General features: G+C 51.6%; 25 protein-coding genes. 11 read left to right on the top strand and 14 right to left on the bottom strand.

Going from position 1 to position 25654, the window contains the following annotated elements:
* Positions 1–33 precede the first annotated feature (33 nt).
* Positions 34–1881: an ABC transporter ATP-binding protein gene (locus DXU84_RS22105; protein ID WP_153376661.1), complete on the top strand. Its 1848-nt coding sequence runs from the start codon at positions 34–36 to the stop codon at positions 1879–1881.
* A gap of 9 nt (positions 1882–1890) precedes the next feature.
* On the opposite strand, the gene DXU84_RS22100 is transcribed toward DXU84_RS22105, so the two are convergent.
* Positions 1891–3018 (bottom strand): GNAT family N-acetyltransferase, encoded by a 1128-nt coding sequence (locus tag DXU84_RS22100; RefSeq protein ID WP_112197951.1) that lies wholly within the window; start codon positions 3016–3018, stop codon positions 1891–1893.
* Positions 3019–3181: 163 nt separating this feature from the next.
* The gene (locus DXU84_RS22095; RefSeq protein WP_153376660.1) at positions 3182–3817 is read right to left on the bottom strand and encodes a carbonic anhydrase; all 636 of its coding nucleotides are present in this window, start codon (positions 3815–3817) and stop codon (positions 3182–3184) included.
* Positions 3818–4037: 220 nt separating this feature from the next.
* Here DXU84_RS22095 and msrA point away from each other — a divergent pair, with 220 nt between their 5' ends.
* Entirely contained in the window at positions 4038–4580 is a 543-nt protein-coding gene (gene msrA, locus DXU84_RS22090) for a peptide-methionine (S)-S-oxide reductase MsrA (protein WP_013573501.1), read from the top strand.
* 69 nt (positions 4581–4649) lie between these two features.
* Here msrA and DXU84_RS22085 read toward each other — a convergent pair whose 3' ends face one another.
* From DXU84_RS22085 to DXU84_RS22055, 7 genes are all read right to left on the bottom strand, one after another.
* Positions 4650–4832, bottom strand: coding sequence for a 4-oxalocrotonate tautomerase (locus tag DXU84_RS22085; RefSeq protein WP_013573502.1), 183 nt, complete (start codon positions 4830–4832; stop codon positions 4650–4652).
* 119 nt (positions 4833–4951) lie between these two features.
* The gene (locus DXU84_RS22080) at positions 4952–5257 is read right to left on the bottom strand and encodes a hypothetical protein (RefSeq protein WP_013573503.1); all 306 of its coding nucleotides are present in this window, start codon (positions 5255–5257) and stop codon (positions 4952–4954) included.
* A gap of 20 nt (positions 5258–5277) precedes the next feature.
* Positions 5278–6543: a PTS sugar transporter subunit IIC gene (locus DXU84_RS22075; protein WP_013573504.1), complete on the bottom strand. Its 1266-nt coding sequence runs from the start codon at positions 6541–6543 to the stop codon at positions 5278–5280.
* A 72-nt stretch (positions 6544–6615) separates the two neighbouring features.
* Positions 6616–6918 carry a PTS sugar transporter subunit IIB gene (locus DXU84_RS22070; RefSeq protein ID WP_013573505.1) on the bottom strand — a complete coding sequence of 101 codons (303 nt, stop codon included), beginning with the start codon at positions 6916–6918 and terminating at the stop codon, positions 6616–6618.
* A gap of 64 nt (positions 6919–6982) precedes the next feature.
* A complete protein-coding gene (locus DXU84_RS22065; protein ID WP_013573506.1) occupies positions 6983–7426 on the bottom strand; it encodes a PTS sugar transporter subunit IIA in 444 nt (147 codons plus the stop codon).
* A 206-nt stretch (positions 7427–7632) separates the two neighbouring features.
* Complete coding sequence (locus DXU84_RS22060; RefSeq protein ID WP_013573507.1) at positions 7633–8229, bottom strand: ATPase AAA; 597 nt, start codon at positions 8227–8229, stop codon at positions 7633–7635.
* The gene (locus DXU84_RS22055; protein WP_013573508.1) at positions 8222–9157 is read right to left on the bottom strand and encodes a tagatose-bisphosphate aldolase; all 936 of its coding nucleotides are present in this window, start codon (positions 9155–9157) and stop codon (positions 8222–8224) included. The genes DXU84_RS22060 and DXU84_RS22055 overlap by 8 nt, the downstream gene beginning before the upstream one ends.
* A 233-nt stretch (positions 9158–9390) precedes the next feature.
* On the opposite strand from DXU84_RS22055, the gene DXU84_RS22050 reads away from it, so the two are divergent.
* From DXU84_RS22050 to DXU84_RS22040, 3 genes are all read left to right on the top strand, one after another.
* Positions 9391–10323, top strand: a complete 933-nt coding sequence (locus DXU84_RS22050; protein ID WP_013573509.1) for a sugar-binding transcriptional regulator — start codon at positions 9391–9393, stop codon at positions 10321–10323.
* A gap of 554 nt (positions 10324–10877) precedes the next feature.
* The gene (locus DXU84_RS22045) at positions 10878–11246 is read left to right on the top strand and encodes a hypothetical protein (RefSeq protein ID WP_037033751.1); all 369 of its coding nucleotides are present in this window, start codon (positions 10878–10880) and stop codon (positions 11244–11246) included.
* Positions 11243–14158 carry an FKBP-type peptidyl-prolyl cis-trans isomerase N-terminal domain-containing protein gene (locus tag DXU84_RS22040; protein WP_153376659.1) on the top strand — a complete coding sequence of 972 codons (2916 nt, stop codon included), beginning with the start codon at positions 11243–11245 and terminating at the stop codon, positions 14156–14158. The genes DXU84_RS22045 and DXU84_RS22040 overlap by 4 nt, the downstream gene beginning before the upstream one ends.
* A gap of 67 nt (positions 14159–14225) precedes the next feature.
* Here the strand turns inward: DXU84_RS22040 and DXU84_RS22035 are convergent, their stop codons facing one another.
* Positions 14226–15047, bottom strand: coding sequence for an alpha/beta fold hydrolase (locus DXU84_RS22035; protein ID WP_126124579.1), 822 nt, complete (start codon positions 15045–15047; stop codon positions 14226–14228).
* Positions 15048–15374: 327 nt separating this feature from the next.
* Between DXU84_RS22035 and DXU84_RS22030 the strand changes: the two genes are divergently transcribed.
* From DXU84_RS22030 to DXU84_RS22020, 3 genes are all read left to right on the top strand, one after another.
* On the top strand, positions 15375–16016 hold the full coding sequence (locus DXU84_RS22030) for a hydrolase (protein WP_013573513.1): 642 nt from the start codon (positions 15375–15377) through the stop codon (positions 16014–16016).
* 62 nt (positions 16017–16078) lie between these two features.
* Complete coding sequence (locus tag DXU84_RS22025; protein WP_131638473.1) at positions 16079–16498, top strand: DoxX family protein; 420 nt, start codon at positions 16079–16081, stop codon at positions 16496–16498.
* Positions 16495–18081 (top strand): MFS transporter, encoded by a 1587-nt coding sequence (locus DXU84_RS22020; RefSeq protein ID WP_112197957.1) that lies wholly within the window; start codon positions 16495–16497, stop codon positions 18079–18081. Before DXU84_RS22025 ends, DXU84_RS22020 begins: the two co-directional genes overlap by 4 nt.
* 37 nt (positions 18082–18118) lie before the next feature.
* Here the strand turns inward: DXU84_RS22020 and DXU84_RS22015 are convergent, their stop codons facing one another.
* Entirely contained in the window at positions 18119–19027 is a 909-nt protein-coding gene (locus tag DXU84_RS22015) for a LysR family transcriptional regulator (RefSeq protein WP_013573516.1), read from the bottom strand.
* Between the two features lie 139 nt (positions 19028–19166).
* Between DXU84_RS22015 and DXU84_RS22010 the strand changes: the two genes are divergently transcribed.
* Positions 19167–19475 (top strand): antibiotic biosynthesis monooxygenase, encoded by a 309-nt coding sequence (locus tag DXU84_RS22010; RefSeq protein WP_037033745.1) that lies wholly within the window; start codon positions 19167–19169, stop codon positions 19473–19475.
* Between the two features lie 120 nt (positions 19476–19595).
* Entirely contained in the window at positions 19596–20447 is an 852-nt protein-coding gene (gene cho, locus DXU84_RS22005; RefSeq protein ID WP_013573518.1) for an excinuclease Cho, read from the top strand.
* A gap of 83 nt (positions 20448–20530) precedes the next feature.
* On the opposite strand, the gene DXU84_RS22000 is transcribed toward cho, so the two are convergent.
* From DXU84_RS22000 to DXU84_RS21990, 3 genes are all read right to left on the bottom strand, one after another.
* Positions 20531–20764, bottom strand: coding sequence for a hypothetical protein (locus tag DXU84_RS22000; RefSeq protein WP_013573519.1), 234 nt, complete (start codon positions 20762–20764; stop codon positions 20531–20533).
* 267 nt (positions 20765–21031) lie between these two features.
* The gene (gene gorA, locus DXU84_RS21995; RefSeq protein ID WP_112151951.1) at positions 21032–22384 is read right to left on the bottom strand and encodes a glutathione-disulfide reductase; all 1353 of its coding nucleotides are present in this window, start codon (positions 22382–22384) and stop codon (positions 21032–21034) included.
* 176 nt (positions 22385–22560) lie between these two features.
* Positions 22561–23403, bottom strand: coding sequence for a 23S rRNA (adenine(2030)-N(6))-methyltransferase RlmJ (locus DXU84_RS21990; protein WP_013573521.1), 843 nt, complete (start codon positions 23401–23403; stop codon positions 22561–22563).
* Between the two features lie 181 nt (positions 23404–23584).
* On the opposite strand from DXU84_RS21990, the gene prlC reads away from it, so the two are divergent.
* Positions 23585–25645 carry an oligopeptidase A gene (prlC, locus tag DXU84_RS21985; protein ID WP_153376658.1) on the top strand — a complete coding sequence of 687 codons (2061 nt, stop codon included), beginning with the start codon at positions 23585–23587 and terminating at the stop codon, positions 25643–25645.
* Positions 25646–25654 lie beyond the last annotated feature (9 nt).

Genomic DNA, 25654 nt, shown 5'->3' with positions numbered 1-25654 from the left:
AACGCCGGCAGGGATATCATAAAGGGGATCGCTATGCTGTTTCGCCGTTTCGAGCGAATGATCGACATCTTCCGTGAGGCACCGGCTGCTGAACCGCCGGATCAGGTTCTGCCTTTCTATCTTTATTATCTGCGTCAGGTCTGGCCGAGTTTCGCCGTTTTACTGGTGGTGGGACTGATCGGTGCGCTGATTGAGGTTTCGCTGTTCAGCTATCTCAGCCAGATTATCGACCTGACCAAAGACACACCGCCGGGCAGTTTTTTCACCGACCATATGGGCGAGCTTTTATGGATGGCGGCGGTGGCGATGATCCTGCGGCCGGTGTTTATCGGGTTGCATGATTTGCTGGTTCACCAGGCTATCAGTCCCGGCATGACCAGCATGATCCGCTGGCAGAATCATAAGTATGTCCTCAAACAGAGCCTGAACTTTTTCCAGAGCGATTTCGCCGGGCGCATTGCCCAGCGCATTATGCAGACCGGTAACTCGTTGCGCGATTCGGCGGTGCAGGCGGTGGACGCCATCTGGCATGTGGTGATTTACGCCGCCAGTGCGCTGTTCCTGTTTGCCGAGGCGGACTGGCGGCTGATGATCCCGCTGATTATCTGGATCTTCGGTTACGGCGTTTGCCTGCGTTATTTCGTGCCGCGTGTGAAACAACGCTCGGTGCAGTCATCGGAAGCGCGCTCAAAACTGATGGGCTGCATCGTCGATGGTTACACCAACATCACGACGCTGAAACTGTTTGCGCATACCGATCTCGAGCAAAAATACGCGCGCGAAGCGATTAGCGAACAGACCGAGAAAACCCAACTGGCAGGGCGTCTGGTCACCGGCATGGACGTGTCGGTCACCACGCTGAACGGGTTGCTGATTGTCAGCACCACCGGTCTTGCCTTGTGGTTGTGGACCCAGTCGCTGATAAGCGTCGGGGCTATCGCGCTGGCGACGGGTCTGGTTATTCGTATTGTGAATATGTCCGGCTGGATCATGTGGGTGGTGAACGGTATTTTCGAAAATATCGGCATGGTGCAGGACGGCCTGCACACCATTGCGCGGCCATTGACGGTAACGGATATCCCGCAGGCGAAAGCGCTGAAAGTCGATCAGGGGGCGATCCACTTTGATCACATTCAGTTTAATTACGGCAAAGAGAATTCCGGAGAAGGCGGCAGGGTGATCCCCAATCTGGATCTGGCAATCCGTCCCGGCGAGAAGATCGGCCTGATCGGGCCTTCCGGCGCGGGGAAATCCACGCTGGTGAATCTGCTGCTGCGTCTGTATGACATCGACAGCGGTCGCATTCTGATTGATCAGCAAAATATTGCCGACGTCACGCAGGAAAGCCTGCGCGCGCAAATCGGTATGATTACCCAGGACACCTCGCTGCTGCATCGTTCCATCCGCGACAACCTGCTGTACGGCAGGCCGGGCGCGACGGAAGAGGAGTTGCAACTGGCAATTCGTCAGGCGCGTGCCGATGAATTCATTCCGCAACTTTATGATTCGCTGGGCCGTACCGGGCTGGATGCGCATGTCGGTGAGCGCGGCGTCAAACTTTCCGGCGGCCAGCGTCAGCGTATTGCGATTGCCCGCGTATTACTGAAAAACGCACCGATCCTGATCATGGATGAAGCCACGTCGGCGCTGGATTCCGAAGTGGAAGCGGCTATTCAGGAAAGTCTGGAGACGCTGATGGGCGGTAAAACGGTGATTGCCATTGCGCACCGCTTATCGACGATTGCCAAAATGGACCGCCTGGTGGTGCTGGAAAAAGGGCAGATTGTTGAGACGGGCAATCACGCCGAGCTGCTGGCGCACGGCGGGGTTTATGCGCGCTTGTGGCAACACCAGACCGGTGGATTTGTCGGCATGGATTAGGGCCCGAACTTAACAGACGTCGTGCCGGTAGGGCAGCACTTCGCGGGCTTCGTCCGCCCAGCGCTGCACGGCGGCACGCTCTTCCACTAAAAAATCTTCCACGGCGTCACGCAAACCCGGATGCCGTAAATAGTGCCATGAGTCGGTGATCACCGGCTCAAAGCCACGCAGCAGTTTGTGTTCGCCCTGTGCGCCCGCATCAAACCGTTTGAGGCCGCTGGCAATCGCGTATTCCATTCCCTGATAAAAACAGGTTTCAAAATGCAGCCGGTCGAATTCCGCCACGCATCCCCAGTAGCGGCCATAAAACGTATCACCGCTGATTAAACTGAACGCCATGGCGACATCACGGCCGTTTTGCTGCGCGAATACCACGCGGATCGCCTCCGGCATTCTTTCCGCCAGCAGGCTGAAAAATGTGCGGGTCAGATACGGTGACTGGCCGCGTACCGCATAGGTATTGCTGTAGCAGGCATAAACGAAATCCCATTGTGCTTCAGTCACCTGCGCGCCTTTCAGCCAGACAAATTCAATGCCCTGCGCGGCCACCTGTTCGCGCTCTTTGCGAAACTGTTTGCGCTTGCGTGAGGTGAGTGCGTCGAGGTAATCCTGAAAATCGCGATAACCGCGGTTCTGCCAGTGATATTGCAGGCCCTGCCGGTGCTGCCAGACCGCTTCACCGCCGATCAGCCGGTTGGCGCGCTCATCGGTAAAATTGATGTGTGCGCCGGTCAGGCCATTTTCTTGCAGAAAATCCGGCAGTGCCTGCAACAGACTGATCGCAGCAGATTCATCGCCCAGCAGCCGTGCGCCGGTCACCGGGCTGAACGGCACCGCACCCAGCCATTTCGGGTAATAGGCAATACCTGAACGCTGGCAGGCATCCGCCCAGCCCTGATCAAACACGTATTCGCCGTAAGAATGGCGTTTGCGATAGCCGGGAATGGCGGCGCGGATTTCCCCGTTTTCCTGCCAGAGAAGATGCTGCGGATGCCAGCCGGAATGCGGCCCGAGGCTGCCGCTGTCTTCCAGCGCGGATAAAAATGCATAGCTGAGGAAAGGCTGCTGCGCAGGCACCAGCGCATCCCACTGTGCGGCTGGCAAATCAGCCAGACGGTTTAACGTGATAACAGGCATCAATTATTCTCGCTGTAGCGTAAAAGAGAAATCAGTTAACTGTCGTGCAGGCAGGGGGATATTACGGCAGAGGTTAAGATAACAATATAATAAGTCTTAAGTCGCTGATTTATCATCCGGAACATTATTTAAAAATGTTCCGGATGTTTTATTTAACGGGTAATTAACTGGCGCGTACTTCCGGGTTATCGGACAGCGAAATAAAGGCTCCGCTTTTCGCATCAAAGGCTTCGATGCAACCCGATTCAATATCATACACCCAGCCGTGCAAGGTAATTTCCCCTTTCGCCAGGGCGACCGCTACGCAAGGATGCGTGCGCAGGTTACTCAGCTGGGCCACGACGTTCTGGTGCACCATACCGTTGACGCGTGCCTCAGGGTTTTCGTGTTCGACGGATTCATTGATGGCTTTTGCGGCATCGGAATAACGCAGCCAGTGTGCGACCGCTGGCATGTGATCCAGACAGGTGCAGTTGGCAATCGCGCTCATTGCGCCGCAGTTGGAGTGCCCGCAGATGACGATATCTTTCACGCCCAGCGCTTTAACCGCGTACTCCACCGTGGCGGAAACGCCGCCCGGTTCCGGCCCGAATGGCGGCACAATATTACCGGCATTACGGATAACAAACAGTTCGCCCGGTTCACGCTGCGTGACTAATTCCGGCACTAACCGGCTGTCAGAACAGGATATAAACAAGGTCTTAGGATTTTGGTTTAACGCGAGTTCTTTGAATAACTTAGAACGCTGTGGAAACGCCTCTTTCTGGAATCTGAGGAAACCTTCAATGACATCTTTCATAGGGGAATTCCATGTATTTCAATGCCAGTGAGTCTGCCACGAAAAAAAAGGCAGATCAATCAGACACAATATCAACACTATTTACAGGGAAATAAGCAGGCACAAAATAATATCATTTACCGGCGATAAGAATTTCACATTCTGTTTTTTTAATGCCATACCTTTATCTCAGCATTATTCGTCCCCATATTTCCTCTACCCCCTCAGTGAAGGAGTCTGTATGACAATCGAATACGCTATTTTCGGTGGTGGCTGTTTCTGGTGTACAGAAGCGGTGTTCAAAGACGTCATTGGCGTGGAGTCGGTGGAAAGTGTCTACACCGGCGGGCGTCGCCCGAACCCAAATTATGAGCAGGTCTGTACCGGCACGACCGGTCATGCGGAAGCCATCCGCGTGGGGTTTGACCCGGAAAAACTGACTTACGGCGATTTGCTGGATATTCACTTTGTGACGCACGATCCGACCCAGCTTAACCGCCAGGGAAATGATGTCGGCACGCAATACCGTTCGGCGATTTTCCCGGCCAATGAACAGCAAAAAGCAGAGGCGGAAGCGGCGATACTGCGCGCGCAGCACGATCACAGTGATCCGATTGTGACCAGCATCGAACCACTCGGCGAAGTGTATGTGGCCGAAGGCTATCACCAGAATTACTGGGATGGTGCGGGGCAGCAGAACCGTTATTGCATGGCGGTGATCCCACCGAAACTGCAAAAGTTGCGCAAGAGTTTTGCGCAGCGGACGAAATCGTTACAGCAGTAAAAACATCCTTATCCGTTGCTCAGCCAGCACATTAATGCGTGCTGGCTGACGACGATTCATCTCCGCCTGTTATTCTTCCGGCAACACTCCCCCTTTTGCCCAATGTGATTTCGGTATTTCAGTGATCACTACATCCACACTTTCAGGTTTACATTTCAGGGTTTCTGCTGCCAGGCGGGTCACTTCGCGGACAAAGTCACGTTTTTGTTCGGGGGTACGGCCAGGAAACATTTCCAGACGGATCATCGGCATAGTAAATCCTTAGTGATTAGGCCCTCACGGCGGGGGCAGCCTCTATTCTACGTAAGGATTGGGAAGAATAAAGACGTGCAAAACAAAAGCCAGAACCTCTGTTCTGGCTTTTAATTGCTTCAGAATCCGTAGCGGATTGCATCCTTACTTTGCTGCATCAGTGCATCGATTTTTTCGGAAAATCGCTCCAGCCCTTTGCCGTCACCGGCTTCAGAGCACTGCCGCCGTCGCGCATTGTAGGCTTTCATCAGCTGTGCCTGTGCAAAACCCGGCTTGCCGTAACAGGCCATGCTTTGCTCCCAGCAGGCAATGGCCGCGTCCAGATCCTGCTGTTCCTGATACTGTTTTCCCAGCTCATTCAGCGCTTTTGCCGACTCCTGCGGCGGCAATTGCTGCGCCAGAATTTGCTCAATGCGTGTGTCCATAACCATGACCTCCGGCTTGCTTAGTGGAAGAAGTTGAGAATATGGCCGAATACCAGCCCGACGCTGATCACGTCTGAGTCACTGAATGTCACGTTCGAGAAGCCGAACTTGCCCAGCAGCGGCAGCAACAGCGCAGGCAGCAGGGTGATAAACAGGCCGTGGAAGATACCGCCGATAATCGCGCCGCGTCGTCCGCCGACTGCATTGCCGAAGATTCCCGCCGTGCCGCCTGCGAAGAAGTTGGTCAGCATGCCCGGTAAAATCATCGCCAGCCCGAGACTCGGGAACAGGAACATACCGATGATGGAGCCAATGGTGGTAGAGATGAAACCGATAATGACGGCGTTCGGTGCGTACGGGAAAAGCACCGGACAATCGAGTGCCGGAATGGCATTCGGGACGATGCGCAGGGCGATGCCGCGAAATGCCGGTACGATTTCCGCCAGCAACAGGCGCACACCCGACAGCAGAACGTAAACACCGACCACAAACTGAATGGATTGCAGGAACGAATAGACCAGATAATTAACGCTGTTGGCGTAAGGCGCGACGACTTCCGGGCCTGCGGCAATCGCCGGGATCAGGTAAATCGGGATCATCACCACCATCATCGACAGGTAGGTGTCCTGCAGGAACGAGAAAGATTGCGGCAGCTCGAAATCTTCGGTGCTTTTACTGACATCGCCGGTGATTTTCGCCACGCCTGCCTGCACGATATAGCCGATGGTGCAAAAATGGCCGAGTGCAATATCATCGGACCCGGTGATTTTACGCACAATCGGCTGAGCCAGCACCGGCATCCCGACGGCCATGACGCCCGCAATAATGCCGCCAGTCAGGATCAGTTCCGTGCCGCGCAAGCCGCCCATATAACCGATAACGGAACACACCGTGGCCATCCACAGCGATGCTTGTCCGGTGAGAAAGATATATTTGAAACGGGTCAGGCGGGCAATCAGGATATTAACGATAAACGCCAGAACCATAATTAATGCGGTTTCACGGCCGAGAGTTTGTTGTGCGATACCGGCAATAGAACCGACGTCGGTAACAATCCCGCGCATGTGAAACCCTTTCTGGAATATTTCACCCAGAAAGGTCAGGGCATTAACAATAATGCTGGCCCCGGAAAGCAGAACCAGAAAACCCAGCAGCGTTTTTAATGTACCGGTAATGATCTGGCCGGTGCTTTTCTTTAATGCGATCAGACCAATCATGGCGATCAGTGAGATTAAAATTGATGCCTGGCCTAATACATCATTGACAATAAAGTGAAGGAAAGACATAAGCGTCCCCTGTAGAGTTCACGGTAATTGTTTTATCGATTTATAAGTATTGTGAATTGAGTGGGTCTGTTATTAAGTGGCCAGGTGACCCATCTCCTGAAGAATAGGCGTCAGCTTGCTCTTTATTTCATTTTTATCGACCAGTCTTTTCAGGTAAATAATATTGGCGTTGATGGTGTAATGCTGGAATTGCGATCTGAAATTTTCGCCGGTCATAATAATGTCGGCTCTTGAAGACGTGGCGCTTGAAATATCACAATGTGATAAATCGGCTTCCACACCCAGATCCTTCAGTGCCGCTTCGATACTCATTTCACAGGCAAAACTGCTGCCCAGACCCGCACCGCATACCGCCAGGATTGATAGCTTTTTCATCATTTTTCCTTACGTTCTTTGTAGGTGTTCATAAAGGGTTATGTTTATCTTTTTCACTTCACGTCTAAAACTGTCGGATAATCTCTAATGCTTCCTGCTTGTTTTTACTGCGTTTTAATCGTTCCGCTGCCTCGTCATCGCAGAACAGATGGGAAAGGCTGGCAATCATTTCGATGTGTGAATGGCTGTCCACCGCGGCCAGCGCGAAGATAACGTAAACCGGATCATTATCTTCACTGCCAAACTCAACGCCTTCTGAAACAATGACCAAAGACAGTGCCGTTCGGTTAACCCCTTCTTCCGGCCGGGCGTGCGGCATCGCAATACCTTCGCCCAAAACATAATAAGGCCCGATTTCCCGGTGCATATCATATATAGCCTGAAGATAACGACTTTCCGCTGCGCCCGAATCAATTAATGGTTGCACGGCAAATGCCACGGCACTTTTCCAGTCATCTATTTTGCTAATGATTTGCGTGTTATTTTCATTAATCCAGTCGCTTAACATAATACCTCTTCATATGAATAGGGTCTTTTCTCAGTATGATATTTAATTAAAATAAAAACTGTGATCTATCCAATCCTATTAGCCATCAATGAAAGATAATAATTTCAAAAGACCTGAAAGAATGAATGATAGTAGAGGTTTAACAAGGTCCTGATATCAGATTTAACTTACTTTTTCAGTAAATGAATATTTCCTCCGGTCAGTATTTATTGAATTTGCGTATTGAATGAATTGATTATCCACGCATGAATATCAACAATATTTACAGGCTTATTTTGGCCGATAACATTCTGGTCAACAGAATAAACTGGTCCCGGGGTTATTGGTCGTGCTTTTCCTGCGAGAATTTTTAATTCGGGGATATATTCTGCCCCGACATGTCCCGGTAAACGCTCGCCCAGCCGTGAAGAAAATCGTTCGGCCGCCAGTTCAGCATCAATCTGGCACCAGATTTCCACAACCTGCGATATGCCCGCCCGTTGCAGATAATCCTGCAACACCTCTTTGGGCTGAAAACCAAACCAGGCATCGACAATAAAGGTGCTGCCTTCGGGCGCGCCGCCGATGATGTCCCAGATAACCTGATAACTTGCCAGCCCGAGTACGCGGTTAAAAGGGCGGTCAACATTCTCTAATCGCTGAAGAAACGGATTTTTAATGCCATCAAGCGACAGTTGCAGCCAGCCGCTGTATGCAGAAAGCTCAACGGCGAGCCGGCTTTTACCTGACGCCGGGATCCCGTTCACCAGGATGACGCGTTTGCCGGTTGAGCCATTTCGTGAGGCATTTCTGTTTTCAGACATGTTCCACCTGTTGTGTCTGGTTGTGTGACGGTGCATGGAAATACTGTTCAATGACGGCCTGAAGTTCGTTCAGACGCGGTACCGCCAGCGATTCAAGACGGGATTTCGTCGCGTTGCGGTCCAGTGAGATGCAGTCTTTCCATAATGAACGGCCTGCGATAACGCCTGATGCGCCTTCGCTCATGGCATCTGCCACTTGTTTGAGGAAGGTGGAATGGTCAACCCCGGCAGAAAGCACGGCCCACGGCACGTCGCCAGCGAGTTTTGTGATGTCAGCACAGGCTTGTTTTGAGCCAGGATAAGGCAGTTTCAGCACCTTCGCGCCGCATTCCAGACAAATCTTGGTGCCGCCATAAATCAGAGACGGGACTTTTTCTTTATATTCTTCCTCGGTTTCGTTGTCGAGTTTATAGGTCAGAAACTCCACCACCAGCAGCAGGTCTTCGCGGGCGAAATCCTCAATGCTCTGGCGCAGAATATCAATGTTATGACGGTTTGCTGCTTCCTGGTCTGAACGCAGATACACCATGATTTTGCCGCCGGTCGCACCGAGTTCACGCACACGACGTGCATCGACATTCTCCACCAGCCGTGACAGGCGGTAGCCTTCCGGCGAACTGTCCCAGCCCGACGCATCCAGGCCAATCAGCAGCGCGGTGTCGCGGGCAATAATGCCGTTGTCCACCAGTTGCGGAACGGCACAGACCGGATCGACCAGTACGCAGGAGGCTTTGCTGGCAAGATATTGCGTGATGTCGGCTTTAATCAGCCCGAGTTCGTGTTCTGAAATGGCAGATTGCTGTTGCGGGTCGCTGGCGAGCAGGCTGCGCATGGCACCGCGCTGATCACAGGCGATCACCAGCATCGCGCCATTTTTACCGCAAATCTGCTGGTAGCTACGTAATTCTGAGGTAGACATCTTTGACATGGAACTCTCCTTTGCGTGAAATTTATTACAGATTAAAAAATCTCGATTACACTGGACGTTCTGTCTTTCCCCCCTGAAAAAACGGGGCGGAAAATCGCGTAACATGCCGTATTACAAGGGTTGAAGCCCGATCCGGCACATTGCATTTTTACAGGTGTTGCGCAATAATCCCTCAATCGACGATTTGAGTGTAATTCATTACTGAAAGGAATTTCAAGCTGAAAGAGCCAATTTTGCAAGATATTGCAGCAACGCGTGCCATGATGCATCTGGTGGCGAAGCTGCATTACGAGTCTGATATGTCTCAGGTGGAGATTGCACGCAAGCTGGATGTGTCGACGGCAACCATTTCCCGGTTGTTGAATAAAGCCCGCGCGGCGGGGATTGTGCGCATCGAAGTGGTGGGATTATCGTCACCGGAAGACATGACGGCAGACCTGATAAAACGTCTCGGGCTGAAACATGCGTATGTTGTGGATGCACCGCCGGGTAATGTGCTCGGCGCGCTGGCGACGCCGCTGGCTTCTCTTTTACAGGAAGCCGGTTTAGGCGCGGGATCGGTGCTCGGCATCGGCTGGGGAAGAGCAGTGCGCGAAGTCACGCTGGCCGGTATGCCCCGTCTGCCGGGGATCATGACCGTGGCGCTCAACGGCGGGATGCAACAATCTGCGCCGCATTTTCAGATAACCGAGTTCGTGCGCCGTGCGGCGGAACAGATGGAAGGCACACCGTATTTTCTTCATGCCCCTTATCTTTCTTCGGCGGAACTGCGTGATGCGTTTCTCTCGGACCCGAGCGTGCAGGAAATCATTTCACTGTGGGACAAACTCGATGCGGCGATTGTCGGTGTGGGTCTGACGCATACCCCGAAACCGAGTGAATCCACTACCGCGACGCCCGGTGAGCAGGCATTGAGCGATGCCGCAGGCGATGTGCTGCGCCATTACTTCACGGGAACCGGAGAGTTATTGCACTGGGAAGGCGAGGAGCGAATGATTGCGGCCTCGGTTGAACAGCTACGCAATACGCCGCTGACTATCGGCGTGGCGGCAACGCCGGAAAAAGCGGCAGGGATTATCGGTGCCGTGCGTTCAGGCATGATTAATTCATTAGTGACAGACGTGAATACCGCACAGGCGATTCTGGATAAACTGCCGGTGGTCTGACGCCTGCTTGCTTAAAAAAGCAGTGCTTAAAAAATATGCTTAAAAGAAAAAGGCATTCCTTTGCGGGAATGCCTTTTCGTTTCTGCATCTATGCTATCACACCGCACCGTCGGAAATGCCGTGCCCTGATGAGCACTGCAGTTTCCCCGTAGTATGATTGATTTTCTTGTTGAACGTTTGGATGCAGGGAAGGTGGTTTGAAAATTAAAGCTACCAATAATCCTAATCGTGATTGAGGAGCATTCCGTTTTATCCAGAAATGTTAATTGATATTTGAGGATCTCGCGGGATTTCTGAAAAATAAATAATGATATATGTCAATTTTCACAAATTATTTATCCATTAAGACATCGTTACAACGACGAATTATTTTCTTTTACGCATAAAAAAGAAAGGTTTTTTTCATTTTTATTAATTTAACTTATTGATTTTATTTTGTTTTTATTTGATGTGGTGTTTGCTAAATGATCATTTCAGTAAAAGTGGGTGTTCCACGGGGTACTTTGCTGGGAAAATAATGTGTTCTAGCAGTAAAACCCTACAGGATAATCCCCATGAATAAGCCTTGCTTAATGTCTTTGACTCTCATTGCGTTAATCGCATTGACTGCTTGTAGCACTAAAAATAATGTGGCTACGATAAAAGAGGTATCAGTAAATAAAAGCTCGAATAATACGTGCGTTAATGAATTCAAAGCATTACAACGTCTCTCTCCTCACGATTTTGATCTATATCAGAAGCAGTTTAATCAACTGACAAAATCTTATGATGTCTATAAAACCAATAAAGGTTTGATAAATAAAGATGCTCAGGAGATCCTGAACATAGAGCTGGATTCTAAATTAAAACTTATCTGCGCAAGAGTTAAAGGGGCGGCCTTTAAGAGCATGGACGAGCGCTCTCAGGAAGTGAATAAAATATGATGGCGCGAGTGAAGTCTTTCTTCTTAATTCTGCTCCTGATCAATATACAGGGAGCCCATGCTGAAGAACCGGTGGATGCTAACCTGGGTCTTTTGGATCAGTTGCAGAGTGAAAATTTAATTTCTGCTCCAGAACCGTCTGTTTTTGCGGAAAAAGATAAGACTTCCTCTCCGCTGATCCAGCCTCCAAAAAATATCGTCGTGCCGAAAGCCCTTGTTGAAAAACCGGTAGCGCAAAAACCGCGACCTAAACCGACGCCAGCGCCCGTCAGGAAAGCCCCTAAAGCGCTTCAGCCTGCGAGCACTCAGTCTGCACCTGCGGTGCCTGCTACTGCGAATGTCAGCGACACCCAGAAAAAGGCCAATGAGCAGCTCAAAAAATCCCTTGAGACAGCAAAATCCACGGCAGAAAAATCCCGTGATCAATACGCGGCTTTGCAAAAATCTTATGCGGATACACAAAAAGAAAATCAACAACTCCAAACGCAGATCGCGGCGTTAAAAGCCAAACCTGTGGTCATCCCGCCGTCGGCAGATCAAAAACTTGCGCAGAAAAAAACGCAGGATGAACTGAAAAAACTGCAAAATTCGCTGAAAAATACACAACAAGAAAACCAGCAGATTACCACTCAGTTGCAGAAGCTAAAGAGCAGCCAGAAACATGCTGAAAGTCTGACGGGAAAACTTTCCGTGGCGCAGACGGCGACAAAAAAATACCAGGACGAAGTGGCAGATATTCAGCAATCTTTGAAAAAGACTATGGGTGAAAATGCCCGGTTGAAAGCACAGTTAACCGCATTCAAAACCAGTCAGGACGGCTCAGTCAAAAAATCCTCCGAACAGGTAGCTGCCTCTCAATTGGCGACTAAAAAAGCCCAGAAAGAATTCGCTGCTCTGGAGGCGAGCTTTAAAAAATTAAGCAGTGAGAATACACAGCTCAAAACGCAACTCGATACCGTGAAAAAGCAATCCTCGGCACGCATCGAACAACTGGTCTCATCCGAACACGCTAACGGTAAATCTCTGGCAGAATTCGCAGTGCTGAATGCGACATTACAGCAGGCGACAGAAGAAAATCATAAGCTTAAAACGCAGTTTGAGACACTACAAAAGCAGTCGACTGCACAGGCCGATAAATTGCAGGCTTTACAAAGCACGGGCAATAAATCTCAGGCTAATGTGGTTGAGTTGCAGACGACGGCAAAACAAGCTGCTGCTGAAAATGTTCAACTGAAAACGCAGCTGGCCAGCCTGCAAAAGCAAGGCGCCAGCCAGAATGAAAAAATAGCGTTCGCTGTCGAGGCCAATAACAAATCCCTCAATGAAAATCAGCTACTGCAAAAGTCCCTTAAACAGGCCACTGATGAGAATGCGCAATTGAAATCGCAGCTTGCAGACTTGCAGAAACAGGATGCTGTACGTAATGACAAACTGTCAGTTTCAGATGCTGTGAATAAGAAATCTCAGGCTGACTACGTGGCTCTGCAGAAAACCCTCAAACAGGCGACCGATGAAAATGCCGGGTTGAAAAACCAACTGGCGGCATCGCAAAAAGAAACTGCTGCGCAGACCGGAAAATTGTCAGTGTCAGAGACGGCGGTTAAAAAATCTCAGGCCGACTATGTCGCTCTGCAGAAAATCCTGAAACAGGCCGCTGATGAGAATGCGCAAATGAAAACTCAATTGGCAGACTTGCAAAAACAGGGCACCGCACAGAATGGCAAACTGTCCGTGTATGAGGCGACCATCAAAAAGTCACAGGCTGACTATCTGGTCTTGCAGAAAAGCGTGAAACAGGCCGCTGATGAGAATGCGCAAATGAAAACCCAACTGGCAGAGTTGCAGAAACAAGGCGCGGCACAAAATGAAAAGTTGTCCGTTTCACAAGCCGCCAATAAGAAATCTCAGGCGGATTATCTGGCTTTGCAGAAAACCCTGAAACAAGCCACGGATGATAAAGCGCTACTGAGTATTCAACTGGCAGATTTGCAGAAACAGAGCGCAGCGCAGGCGGAAAAACTGGTGGCGTCTGAGGCCGCGAACAAAAAGTCGCAAAGTGATTATCAGGCGTCACAAACGGCATTATCAAAATCTTCTGAGGATGTGAAACGTCTGACAGCCCAGCTCAGCGAGAGTCAGCTGGCGGCGACCAAAGTCACTGAAGAAAAAAATAAGCTGACAGCCGAACTGGATAAAACGAAGAAAGACCTCGCCTCACACAGTATTGCTGCCGTGACGCAATCTGGCGGAGAGTTGATCAGTGATGCAGAACTTAAAACGTTGCAGGCGAAAGAAAGCAAGAAAACCGGGCGTTCTTATTCTGTCGGGTATTTGCTGGGGCAGGCCGCGAATTCAAAAATCGAGCAGGTGGTATCCGCCGGTGAGAAAATTGATCGCAATGTGATTGTTAAAGGCTTTGTTGACCGGATGAATGAGCTGTCCAACATGTCGACTGAAGACATGCGGGAGTCGCTGAACAGTCTGGACAGTGATATCCGCTCTCGTCAGGAAAAGCAAAAAACGTCAAATGTAGAGAATAACCAGAAAATCCTCGATAAAGCGGGCAAGGCTAAAGGCGCGGTGAAAGCCAAATCTGGCTTTATTTACCAGATTACTAAGCCAGGTTCTGCACCTAAAGTGACGATGGATAAGGGCATTCGTTTGCAGATTATTGAGACGTTGGGCGACGGTAAAGTCATTGCCAGCGAAAAAGACAATAATGTGATCAGCGCGTCCGTAACGGAAATCCCTGCAGTGCTTCAGGAAGTCGTGCTGAAGCTGGGTTTGCAAGGTGAAGCGACACTGTATATTCCACCTGAACTGGCGTATGGCAAAGACGGCATTCCGGGTAAAATTCCGCCGAATTCACTTTCCATCATGAATATCAAAATATTAGGTATAAAAGACAAGTAAGAGTGGCCGCATAAAAAAAGGCAGGCGATCGTCAGATCACCTGCCTGTTTTATTTCTGCGGCCTGATTTATTTTCCGCTCAGGAATGCCAGCAAATCGTCGTTCAGTTGATCCTGATGTGTGACGGCAAAACCGTGCGGTGCGCCTTCATAGATTTTCAGTTCTGCAGTTTTAATCATTTCTGCCGCCAGCTTGCCGGTGGCTTCGAACGGCACTATCTGATCCGCGCTGCCGTGAATAACCAGCGTCGGCACGGTAATTTTCGCCATATCCGGGCGGAAATCTGTTTCAGAGAAGGCCGTGACACAATCGACGGTGCCTTTCAGCGACGCCATCAGCGCGATGTTCAGCGTCTGTGTCATCACGCCGTCGGAAACGGTCATCCCCTGATTAGTGCCGTAGAACGGCGTCGCAAAGTCGCTGATGAACTGTGCGCGGTCTTTCAGTAAACCGGCCCGGATGCCGTCAAATACTGATTTATCCACGCCCTGCGGATGATCATCCGTTTTAATAAACAGCGGGGTGACCGCGCCGAGCAATACCAGGCTGGTGACGCGTTCTGAACCGTAACGGCTGATGTAGCGGGTCACATCGCCGCCGCCCATCGAGAAGCCGACCAGCGTAACGTCGTGCAGGTCGAGATGTTCAATCAGATCGTTGATGTCAGAGGCGAAAGTGTCGTAGTTGTAACCTTCCCATGGCTGCTCTGAACGGCCAAAACCACGACGGTCAAAAGCGATAACGCGGTAGCCGCGATCGGCCAGGAAATTCATCTGGCTGTCCCACATATCGGCATCCAGCGGCCAGCCGTGGCTGAATAACACCGGCTTACCTTTGCCCCAGTCTTTAAAATAAATTTGAGTGCCGTCTTGGGTATTGAATGTGCTCATTTTTATATTTCCTCAGCGGTTATTTGCAGGTTTTAAACAGGTTGTGTGTTGTGTTGCAAACAACATTAGGCATGGCAGGGAAATATTGATAATGGGTTATTTTTGACAAGTCGTTAAAAGATTTTGTTGCTTCTATCAGTCTGAAAGTAATAGGGATTTACGACGGTATAGAGAGGGAGATGCCTGTCAAAAAAATCTGAACAAGTTGCCAAATTCTTTCCGCTATCCGCTTTTGATGTCCTGACCTATTGTTAATTCCAGCAGCACAACAACACAACGTGAAATACAAACACACAACCCAACAATGCACTCTGAGAGGAAATGAAAATGTCTAAATTCGATCTGCTGGATCCACAGAACTCCACCCTGATTTTCATCGACCATCAGCCACAAATGTCATTCGGCGTTGCGAATATCGATCGCCAGCAGCTTAAAAATAATACGGTCGCTCTCGCTAAAGCGGGCAAAGTTTTTAACGTGCCGGTGATTTACACCTCGGTTGAAACGGAAAGCTTCAGCGGCTATATCTGGCCGGAATTACTGGCGGTACATCCGGATGTGAAACCGATTGAGCGTACCTCAATGAACTCCTGGGAAGACGCGGCATTCGTGAAAGCTGTTGAAGCCACTGGCCGTAAGAAACTGATTATCTCGGCCCTGTGGACTGAAGTGTGTCTGACATTCCCGGCACTGATGGCGCTGAAAGAAGGGTATGAAGTGTATGTGGTGACCGACACTTCCGGCGGCACCAGCGTGGATGCACACGAACGTTCCATTGACCGTATGGTGCAGGCCGGTGCGGTGCCGGTGACCTGGCAGCAGGTTCTGCTCGAATACCAGCGCGACTGGTCACGCAAAGAGACTTACGACGATGTGATGAATCTGGTTCGCGAGCACAGCGGTGCGTACGGTATGGGCGTCGATTATGCCTACACCATGGTGCACAAAGCCCCTCAGCGCAAAGCGTAACCTTCTTCATTTATCCATTAAGCCGGAACCGTGCTCAGGCGGGTTCCGGCAGGAGAGACATCATGCGTCATGCCCCTGTTTCCCGCCTGTCGGCACCTGTTATCCCTTTCGCGGTTATCCGCTGGTTGGCCCTGCTGGCCTTGTGTGCCGCGTATCTGCAGGGCGGTATCGTCAAACTGTTCGATTTTCCTGGCGCGATTGCCGAGATGCAGCATTTCGGCTTATCGCCCGCCGCGCCCATGGCTGCGGCCGTGATTGTGCTGGAACTGGGCGCTTCAGCGCTGATTCTTTCCGGGCGCTTTCGCTGGGCTGGCGCGCTGGCGCTGGCACTGTTCACTTTCAGCGCCAACTTTATGGCGAATGCGTACTGGCAGGTTTCCGGCCATGAACGCGCCATGATGATGAACGGTTTCTTCGAGCACATCGGGCTGGTCGGCGCTTTTATCTATGTCGCCTGGAATGACCTTAAGGAGCGGGTATGAGCCAGAATAATGTTGCGGCCGGCGGCGCTTTTTCGCCGCTCAAACAGGGGCTGTTTGCCACGATTTGGGTGGCAACCATTCTCGGCAATACCGGCAGTTTTATGCGTGATGTGGCCAGCTCATGGTTAGTCACCGGGCTGTCATCAAACCCTGCGGCGGTGGCGCTGATGCAAACCGCAGCAACGTTGCCGATTTTTTTGCTGGCGATCCCTGCGGGTGTGCTGTCCGATATTCTTGACCGTCGCCGCCTGCTGATTTTTGTTCAGTTGTTACTGGCGGGCGTCAGCGGAACCTTGCTTCTGTTGTCGCACAATAATTTGCTGACCGTGGAATATCTGGTCGCGCTGACCTTTATCGGCGGTATCGGTGCGGCGCTGATGGGGCCAGCCTGGCAGGCGATTGTGCCGGAACTGGTGCCCCGTTCTGATTTGCGAAATGCCGTTGCCCTGAACTCGCTTGGGATTAATATTGCCCGCGCAGTAGGGCCTGCGGGCGGTGGCTTACTGTTAGCCAGTCTCGGTGCCGGTGCGGCTTATGGCGCAGATGTCATGAGCTATGTTTTTGTGATTGGCGCATTACTGTGGTGGAAGCGTCCGGTCAAAGCGAAAAATGAGTTATCAGAACACTTTCTTGGCGCGTTCCGTGCCGGGCTGCGATATGTCAAAGCCAGCCGGGAACTTCATCGTGTGCTGCTGCGTGCCGCGATTTACTTCGCTTTCGCCAGTGCGATCTGGGCGATGTTGCCGCTGATTGCCCGCAATATGCTGCACGGTACCGCCGGATTTTACGGCATTCTGCTCGGCGCGGTGGGCGTCGGTGCGATTTGCGGTGCACTGTTGCTGCCCCGTTTACGTCAGAAACTGAGTGTTGACGGGCTGGTGTTGCTTTCCGCCTTACTGTCCGCCGCCGTGATGTTGCTGCTGGCGACGTCACCGGCAAAATGGCTGGCCGTGGTGCTGATGGTGGTATTAGGGATTGGCTGGATTATCGCGCTCACATCCATGAACGGCGTGGCGCAGGCGGTGCTGCCTGACTGGGTACGTGGCCGCGGGCTGGCGGTGTACCTGATGGTATTTAACGGCGCGATGGCGGCGGGCAGCCTGTTCTGGGGATTAATCGCACAGGAAACCGGTCTGGTCGGGGCGTTATTACTCGCCGGTACCGGCCTGGTTATCGCCGCGCTGGTATGCTGGCGGCTGAAACTGCCCGCAGGCGAGGCGGATTTACAGCCTGCCGGTCACTGGGAAAATCCGGTGGTTGAAGGCGATGTGCAGGGCGACCGCGGTCCGGTGATGATCCAGATTGAATACATGATTGCACAAGAAGATCGCCCGGCGTTTCTGGCGGAAATTCGGAAACTTTCGCTGGCGCGCCGCCGTGACGGTGCTTATGCGTGGGGGATCACCGAACACAGCGATGACCCGTCGCGTCTGGTGGAATGGTTCCTGGTGGAGTCCTGGCATGAGCATTTGCGTCAGCATCAGCGTGTGTCACATGCCGATGCCGATTTACAAAGCGAAGTGACGCGTTATCACCGTGGCGAAAATAAACCTCAGGTGCATCATTATCTGTCGGTGCGTTAGTCGCCGTAAAAAGCCGCATTGTGCGGCTTTTTGTTTTTCAGGCCTGGCTGTACACCGCCGCAATGCCCTCGAAATCCTGTAAATTTTCGCGCCACCACATGGCAGCGTTGCCGGTCGCGTTTTCGTTCCAGGCCATAAAAGCCTGATCGCGGCGGGTTTCGGTATCCAGACGGCGTTCAACCAGCGCACCGCTTTCGAGATGGGGGGCGGCCAGATAACGCGGCAGATAGCCACAACCCAGCCCGGCAATTTGCGCGTGAACTTTGGCGTTAAAATCATGAACGCTGAGCATTTTCTGCTCATCGAGCACGCGCAAATCCGCACCTGTGCCATGGCGGGACGTGTCGTGAACCACCACGGCGCGATACTGACGGATTTGCTCACGCACCAGCGGTTCCGGCAGCGAGGCGAGCGGGTGATGCGGCGCGACGGCAAACACATATTCCAGCCAGCCGATCGGACGGTATTCAATGCCGCTGCGCGTCACCGGTTCCTGCACGGCACCAAATACGATGTCGGCTTCGCCATAACTCAGCGCTTCCCAGCAACCGGCCAGTACATCGTGGCGGAACAATAACTGCGTGTGCTGATGTTCTGCGTAAAAACGGTCAATCAACGGCGCAAGCAGCGCGAAGGGGACGGAAGCATCGACGCTGATGGTCAGTTTGCTTTCCCAGCCGCTTTCGACGTACTGCGCTTGTTGTTCCAGCTCACTGACGGCACGCAGCAGCACACGGCCTTTTTCCAGCATCAGACGGCCTGTTGGTGTGAATGTCGCGCGATGGCCTGAGCGGTCCAGAAGTTTGATGTTCAGGTCACTTTCCATTTTCTGCACGGTATAACTCAGTGCAGAAGCGGTTTTAAACAGTCTGGCGGCCGCTGCGGCAAAAGTGCCGTGTCTGTCCAGCGCATCCAGGATCAGCAGCGCTTCAAGGCTTAATCGCATTATTTTCCCCACCCCAAAAATTGTTTAACAACAACCCAAAATATTTCCGTTATGAATGGCCGTGTTGATTTCGTATCGTTCATGAATATAACGCAACATTCAGTTAACCAGAACAACGGTTAATCAGAAGGAACATCCTGTGACTTATCCTCATCAACCTGACCACATTACTCTGGTGATCACCCACGGCGTACAGCGGGATAAGCTGACGGAATATGAACGCTGGCTGGAACAGCTGAAGACCGATGCGGCCCGGTTTCCAGGTTATCAGAATGTAAATATCCTGCGCCCGGTGCATGGCGAAACTATCTATACCGTGCTGGTGCGGTTTGATAACGTCGATAATTTGTATCTCTGGATACAATCCGATCAGCGCGAAATCCGTGAGGCGGCATTAGCCAACTTACTGAGCGGACAGGAATATATTGAGCTGCGTACGCAGGCGTAAATCCTGACGTCCAACATTTACACCCGATTTTTTCCATAAAGGTTGAAGGCTGTATAAATCGCCAGTATTATTCGTCTGTTTTCTATACGACGTTTATCCGGTTAAAGCAGGTCAGTTATTTTGTGGAATCCCGAAAAAGAGTTTTTTACCGAGCTTTATCAGTACCCTGAACATCTTCGCCATACCTTAGAAAACTTACCCAACGGCAGCGGCGTCTATATTTTTTACGGCGACGATAATGCCTTTCCGCTGTATATCGGTAAAAGCGTGAATATCCGCAGCCGCGTGATGTCGCATTTCCGCAATCCTGCCGAAGCCAAACTTCTGCATATGACCCGCGATATTGAATTCATTGAGACGATCGGTGAAGTGGGGGCGTTACTGCTGGAATCGGATCTGATTAAAACCCGACGACCGCTGTTTAATAAGCGGCTGCGCACCGCCCGCAAGCTGTGTTCGATCCGGCTTCAGGGGCTGACGGCCAGTATTGTGTTTAGTGATGACGTGGATTTTTCTCACAGCGAAGATTTATTTGGCCTGTTTAAAACTAAAATGTCGGCAGTCGAAAAAATCCGGGATATCGCCGATCAGGAAAAGCTGTGTTACGGCGCGCTGGGGCTGGAAAAACTGGCAAAAAATCGTGCGTGTTTCCGCTTTTCACTCGGCAAATGTGCCGGTGTCTGTTGCGGTAAAGAGACGCCCGACGTCCATCAGGCGCGCCTCAGAAATGCACTCAGCACCCTGAGAATCCGCAGCTGGCCGTATCCGGGGCGCATTGCCATCGCCGAAGAAGCCAACGGGCTGACCGATTATCACGTCATCAATCACTGGTTCTATCTGGGAACGGTCAAAACGCTGGAAGACGCCAAAGCCTTCGATATCGCTGTGCCGCACTTTGACCGCGACAGTTATAAAATACTCTGTAAGCCGCTATTCGAGACGGAGAGTTCGAAAGTGATTTTGCTGGACTGAGAAAGTACAATGAAAACGAGTGAGCAGTTCGCTCACTCGTGAGAGGAGGCTATGAATCGCCTCTTTTATTCGCTTTTGTCGTATTACTTAGTTGCCAAACCGCTAAACCAGCTTGGGTGGTTTGCAAGCGCTGCGTCGAGTTCGGACCATCTGACATTCTTTGCAGTGTCACCATTTTTCAGTTTATCGATGATAATATTTCTTAACTCATCAACGTTATCCTGACTTCTGGAATACTCATTACGCCCCAACCAATCTTTTAACTCATATTCTTGAGATTTATCCAGATTAATAAATTCATTATCATTTTTAGCCATTTCATTAATTCCTTCTAATGCCAGCACAGGAATTGCGCTGTCTTTTTCTAAGATGAGATTTTGAAACGCCGTTTTAATTAGTTAAATAACTATTTAAGTTAAGTTTTTTTTGGTTTTCTATATATCAACATGAATTCAAAAGGTTTTAATTTTAAGTTTTTTACCTTTCTTAGAAATTCATATTGAATTTCCCTGAGCTCAATGTCGAAAAGCAAAAAGGCCTGAGATCAGAAAATCTCAGGCCTTTATTTTTTACCGACTGGCGAATTAACGCATAGTCACAAACTCTTCCGCACCGGTCGGGTGGATGGCGACGGTGTTGTCGAAGTCTTTCTTGGTCGCGCCCATTTTCAGTGCGACCGCAAAGCCCTGCAACATTTCATCCATACCGTAGCCGATACCGTGGATACCGACGATTTTCTCTTCAGCACCGACGCACACCAGTTTCATGCGGCACGGCTGGCGGTGTTGAGTGACGGCAGTGTACATGGCGGTGAAAGCAGATTTGTAGACTTTCACGTTTTCTTCGCCGAACTGCTCTTTCGCCTGCGGTTCAGTCAGACCGACCGTACCGATTGGCGGGTGACTGAACACCACGGTCGCAATGTTGCTGTAATCCAGATGTTCGTCAGGTTTGTTGTTAAACAGACGCTCAGACAGACGACGACCCGCAGCAACGGCAACCGGAGTCAGTTCAACGGCACCGGTATTATCGCCAACGGCGTAAATCCCGTTTACGCTGGTGTTCTGGAACTTATCGACGACGATGTAACCTTTTTCGTTGGTTTTCACGCCCGTCGCTTTCAGATTGAAGTTATCGGTTTCCGGTTCGCGGCCAATCGCCCAGACCAGGCTATCGACTTCAAATTCCTGACCGTTTTCCAGCTTAAGCGTCAGGCTGCCGTCGGCATTTTTCACCACTTCTTTCGGAATGGATTCTTTATGCAGCGCCGGGCCTTCGGTTTCCATCACTTCCACCAGCGTTTCAACGATCAGCGGATCGAAAGTCCGCAGCGGCGCGTGTTTACGCACGAACAGGTGAGTTTCAGCACCCAGCGCGTTCATCACACCGGCGATTTCTACCGCGATATAACCTGCGCCAACCACCGCAACGCGTTTTGGCATTTCGGTCAGATCGAAGAAACCGTCTGAATCAATGCCGTATTCTGCACCCGGAATATCCGGATGGCTCGGGCGTCCGCCGGTAGCGATCAGGATGTGATCTGCCGTGATCTTCTCACCGTTCACTTCAACAGTATGATCGTCAACGAAACGGGCGAAGCCTTTGATCACATCAACGTTATTTTTGCCCAGCACGTTATCGTACGAGGTATGGATACGGTCGATGTAGGCGGTACGGTTGGCGACCAGCGTTTTCCAGTTGAAGCTGTTCACGGTGGTATCAAAGCCGTAATCCGGGCCGTAGTTGCGGATCGCTTCAGCGATTTGCGCGGCATGCCACATCACTTTTTTCGGGACACAACCCACGTTGACGCACGTGCCGCCCAGCTCTTTAGCTTCGATCAGCGCACATTTTTTCCCATACATGGCTGCACGGTTGATTGATGCGATACCGCCGCTGCCGCCGCCAATTGCCAGATAGTCATAATGTTTGGTCATCGGATTTTCCATGAGTTGTCAAAAATGAAGAACGCCATACCGGCGTCGCTAATCTTAAAAATTGCTTGTGAGTTTAGCGCGTGAATGCGTTTTGTCGCAAAGTTTGGATCGATGGCTGCAATAGGTTTGATAGCTGAGACCTTAGAAAAAGGCCTCAGCGAAGGGAAATTCTTTACTTACTCAGGCACTACCCAGTTCACCGTGGTGTGACCGGTACCGGAAGGCACCAGCACTTTGAGCAGCCACGGCAGTACGTTGTTCATCTGCTGCTCGAGCTTCCATGGCGGGTTAATCACGATCATGCCGGAAGCGGTCATGCCGCGCTGATCGCTGTCGGGACGCACGCCCAGTTCGATTTGCAGAATACGGCGGATGCCGGTCGCTTCGAGATCACGCAGCATTTTCTTGATTTGCTGGCGCATCACCACCGGATACCACAGCGCGTAAGTGCCGGTGGCAAAACGTTTGTAGCCTTCCTGAATGCCTTTTACCACGTCCTGATAATCGGTTTTCATTTCGTACGGCGGGTCCATCAGGATCAGCCCGCGACGTGAAGGCGGTGGCAACTGGGCTTTCAACTGCTGATAACCGTCGGCACGCGCAACGCGGGTACGGTCATCTTTCTGGAATTCACTGCGCAGCAGCGGGAAATCGCTCGGGTGCAGTTCGGTCAGGTGCAGTTTGTCGTCTTCGCGCAACAGCTGACGGGCAATCAGCGGTGAACCCGGGTAATAACGCAGGTTCTCGTTGCGGTTGAAGTGATTGACGACTGACATATACGCCGCCAGTTCTTCAGGAATATCGTCCCGCTGCCAGATGCGCGCGATGCCTTCCAGATATTCGCCAGTACGTTCGGCATGTTCGCCGCTCAGCTGATAACGCCCGGCACCCGCGTGGGTGTCGAGATAAAGGAAGGGCTTTTCTTTTTCTTTCAGAGATTCAATGATCAGGCTCTGAACGGTGTGTTTCAGTACGTCGGCATGGTTGCCGGCGTGAAAACTGTGGCGGTAACTCAACATGTGCGGCTTCTCCTGCGGCTTCGCGGCATTATCCATTAAAGACTATCCCGCCGCCACCCATTGATTTCCCCGTAACTTGACCGCATGTTAGAAGTTACGTCATCTTTAAGACGACCCGAATTCACGGCGTGGTGCGCCACAGGCGCATCAGCCCCAAACGCTATTACGAAGGACTGGCCCTATGACTGAACAGCAAAACGCGTCGAATCCGCTCTTAAAACCGTTCTCCCTGCCTCCTTTCTCTGCGATCAAGCCTGAACATATTGTCCCTGCGATGAAATCCGCTATCGAAGAAAGCCGTCAGACGATCGAACGTGTTGTCGCGCAGGGCGCGCCTTATACCTGGGAAAATCTCTGTCAACCGCTGGCCGAAAGTGATGACCGCCTGAGCCGCATCTGGTCGCCGATCGGGCATCTCAATGCCGTAAAAAACAGCCCGGAACTGCGTGAAGCTTACGAGCAGTGCCTGCCGATTCTGTCTGAATTCAGCACCTGGACCGGGCAGCACGCCGGTTTGTATCAGGCCTACCGCGATTTAAAAGACAGCGAACATTTCAGCACGCTGTCCGTGGCACAGAAAAAAGCCATTGATAACGCGCTGCGTGATTTTGAGCTGTCCGGCATTGGTTTGCCGATGGAAAAACAAAAGCGCTATGGCGAAATTTCCGCGCGTCTGTCTGAGCTGGGTTCGACCTACAGCAACAACGTGCTCGACGCCACGATGGGCTGGAGCAAACTCATCACTGATGAGAATGACCTGAAAGGTCTGCCGGAAAGTGCGCTGGCCGCCGCGAAAGCGCTGGCAGAATCGAAAGAGCAGGAAGGCTGGCTGTTGACGCTGGATATCCCGAGCTATCTGCCGGTGATCACCTATGGCGAAAACCGTGAACTGCGTGAAGAGATGTACCGCGCATTTGCTACCCGCGCCTCCGATCAGGGTCCGAATGCCGGTAAGTGGGACAACAGTGAAGTCATGGCCGAAGAACTGGCGCTGCGTCACGAACTGGCTCAGTTGTTAGGTTTTGATTCTTTCGCGGATATGTCTCTCGCCACCAAAATGGCCGAAAGCCCGAAACAGGTGATCGACTTCCTGAGCGGTCTGGCAACCCGTGCGCGTCCGCAGGGCGAGCAGGAACTGGCCCAACTGCGTGCTTTCGCCAAAGAATATTTCGGTGTGGACGAAATGGAAGCCTGGGATTTGCCGTTCTACGGCGAAAAACAGAAACAGCATCTGTTCTCCATCAACGACGAACAGTTACGTCCTTACTTCCCTGAGCAGCGTGCGCTGGAAGGGCTGTTTGAAGTGGTGAAACGCATTTACGGCATCACCGCCAAAGAACGTAAAGACGTAGAAACCTGGCATAAAGACGTGCGTTTCTTCGACCTGTTCGATGAAACCGGCGACCTGCGCGGCAGCTTCTATCTCGACCTGTATGCCCGCGAACACAAACGCGGTGGCGCATGGATGAACGACTGCGTTGGCAGCATGCGTAAAGCCGACGGCGAACTGCAAAAACCGGTCGCGTACCTGACCTGTAACTTTAACGGTCCGGTCGGCAACAAACCGGCGCTGTTTACCCATAACGAAGTCACGACGCTGTTCCATGAATTCGGTCACGGCCTGCATCATATGCTGACCCGCATCGACACGCCGGGAGTCGCCGGTATTGCCGGTGTGCCGTGGGATGCCGTCGAGCTGCCAAGCCAGTTTATGGAAAACTGGTGCTGGGAGCCGGACGCACTGGCGTTCATCTCCGGTCATTTCGAAACCGGCGAACCGTTGCCGAAAGAGATGCTGGATAAAATGCTGGCGGCGAAAAACTATCAGGCGGCGTTGTTTATCCTGCGTCAGCTGGAATTCGGCCTGTTCGATTTCCGTATGCATGCGGAATACGACCCGGCTAAAGGCGCGCAAATCCTGCAAACGCTGGCTGAAATCAAGAAACAGGTTGCCGTGGTGCCGTCACCTTCATGGGGCCGGTTCCCGCATGCCTTCAGCCACATCTTTGCAGGCGGTTATGCGGCCGGTTACTACAGCTATCTGTGGGCGGAAGTGCTGTCTGCAGATGCCTATTCCCGCTTTGAAGAAGAAGGGATTTTCAACCGCGAAACCGGTCAGTCGTTCCTGGATAACATTCTGTCGCGCGGCGGTTCCGAAGAGCCTATGGAGCTGTTCAAACGCTTCCGCGGGCGTGAGCCGCAGCTGGATGCTATGCTGCGCCACTACGGAATCAAAGGATAACCTCTGCCT

The sequence above is a fragment of the Rahnella sp. RcJ3 genome, assembly GCF_009498575.1.
In the GTDB taxonomy this organism is placed as follows: domain Bacteria; phylum Pseudomonadota; class Gammaproteobacteria; order Enterobacterales; family Enterobacteriaceae; genus Rahnella; species Rahnella aceris.
This window is presented reverse-complemented; position numbering and strand designations above follow the sequence as displayed.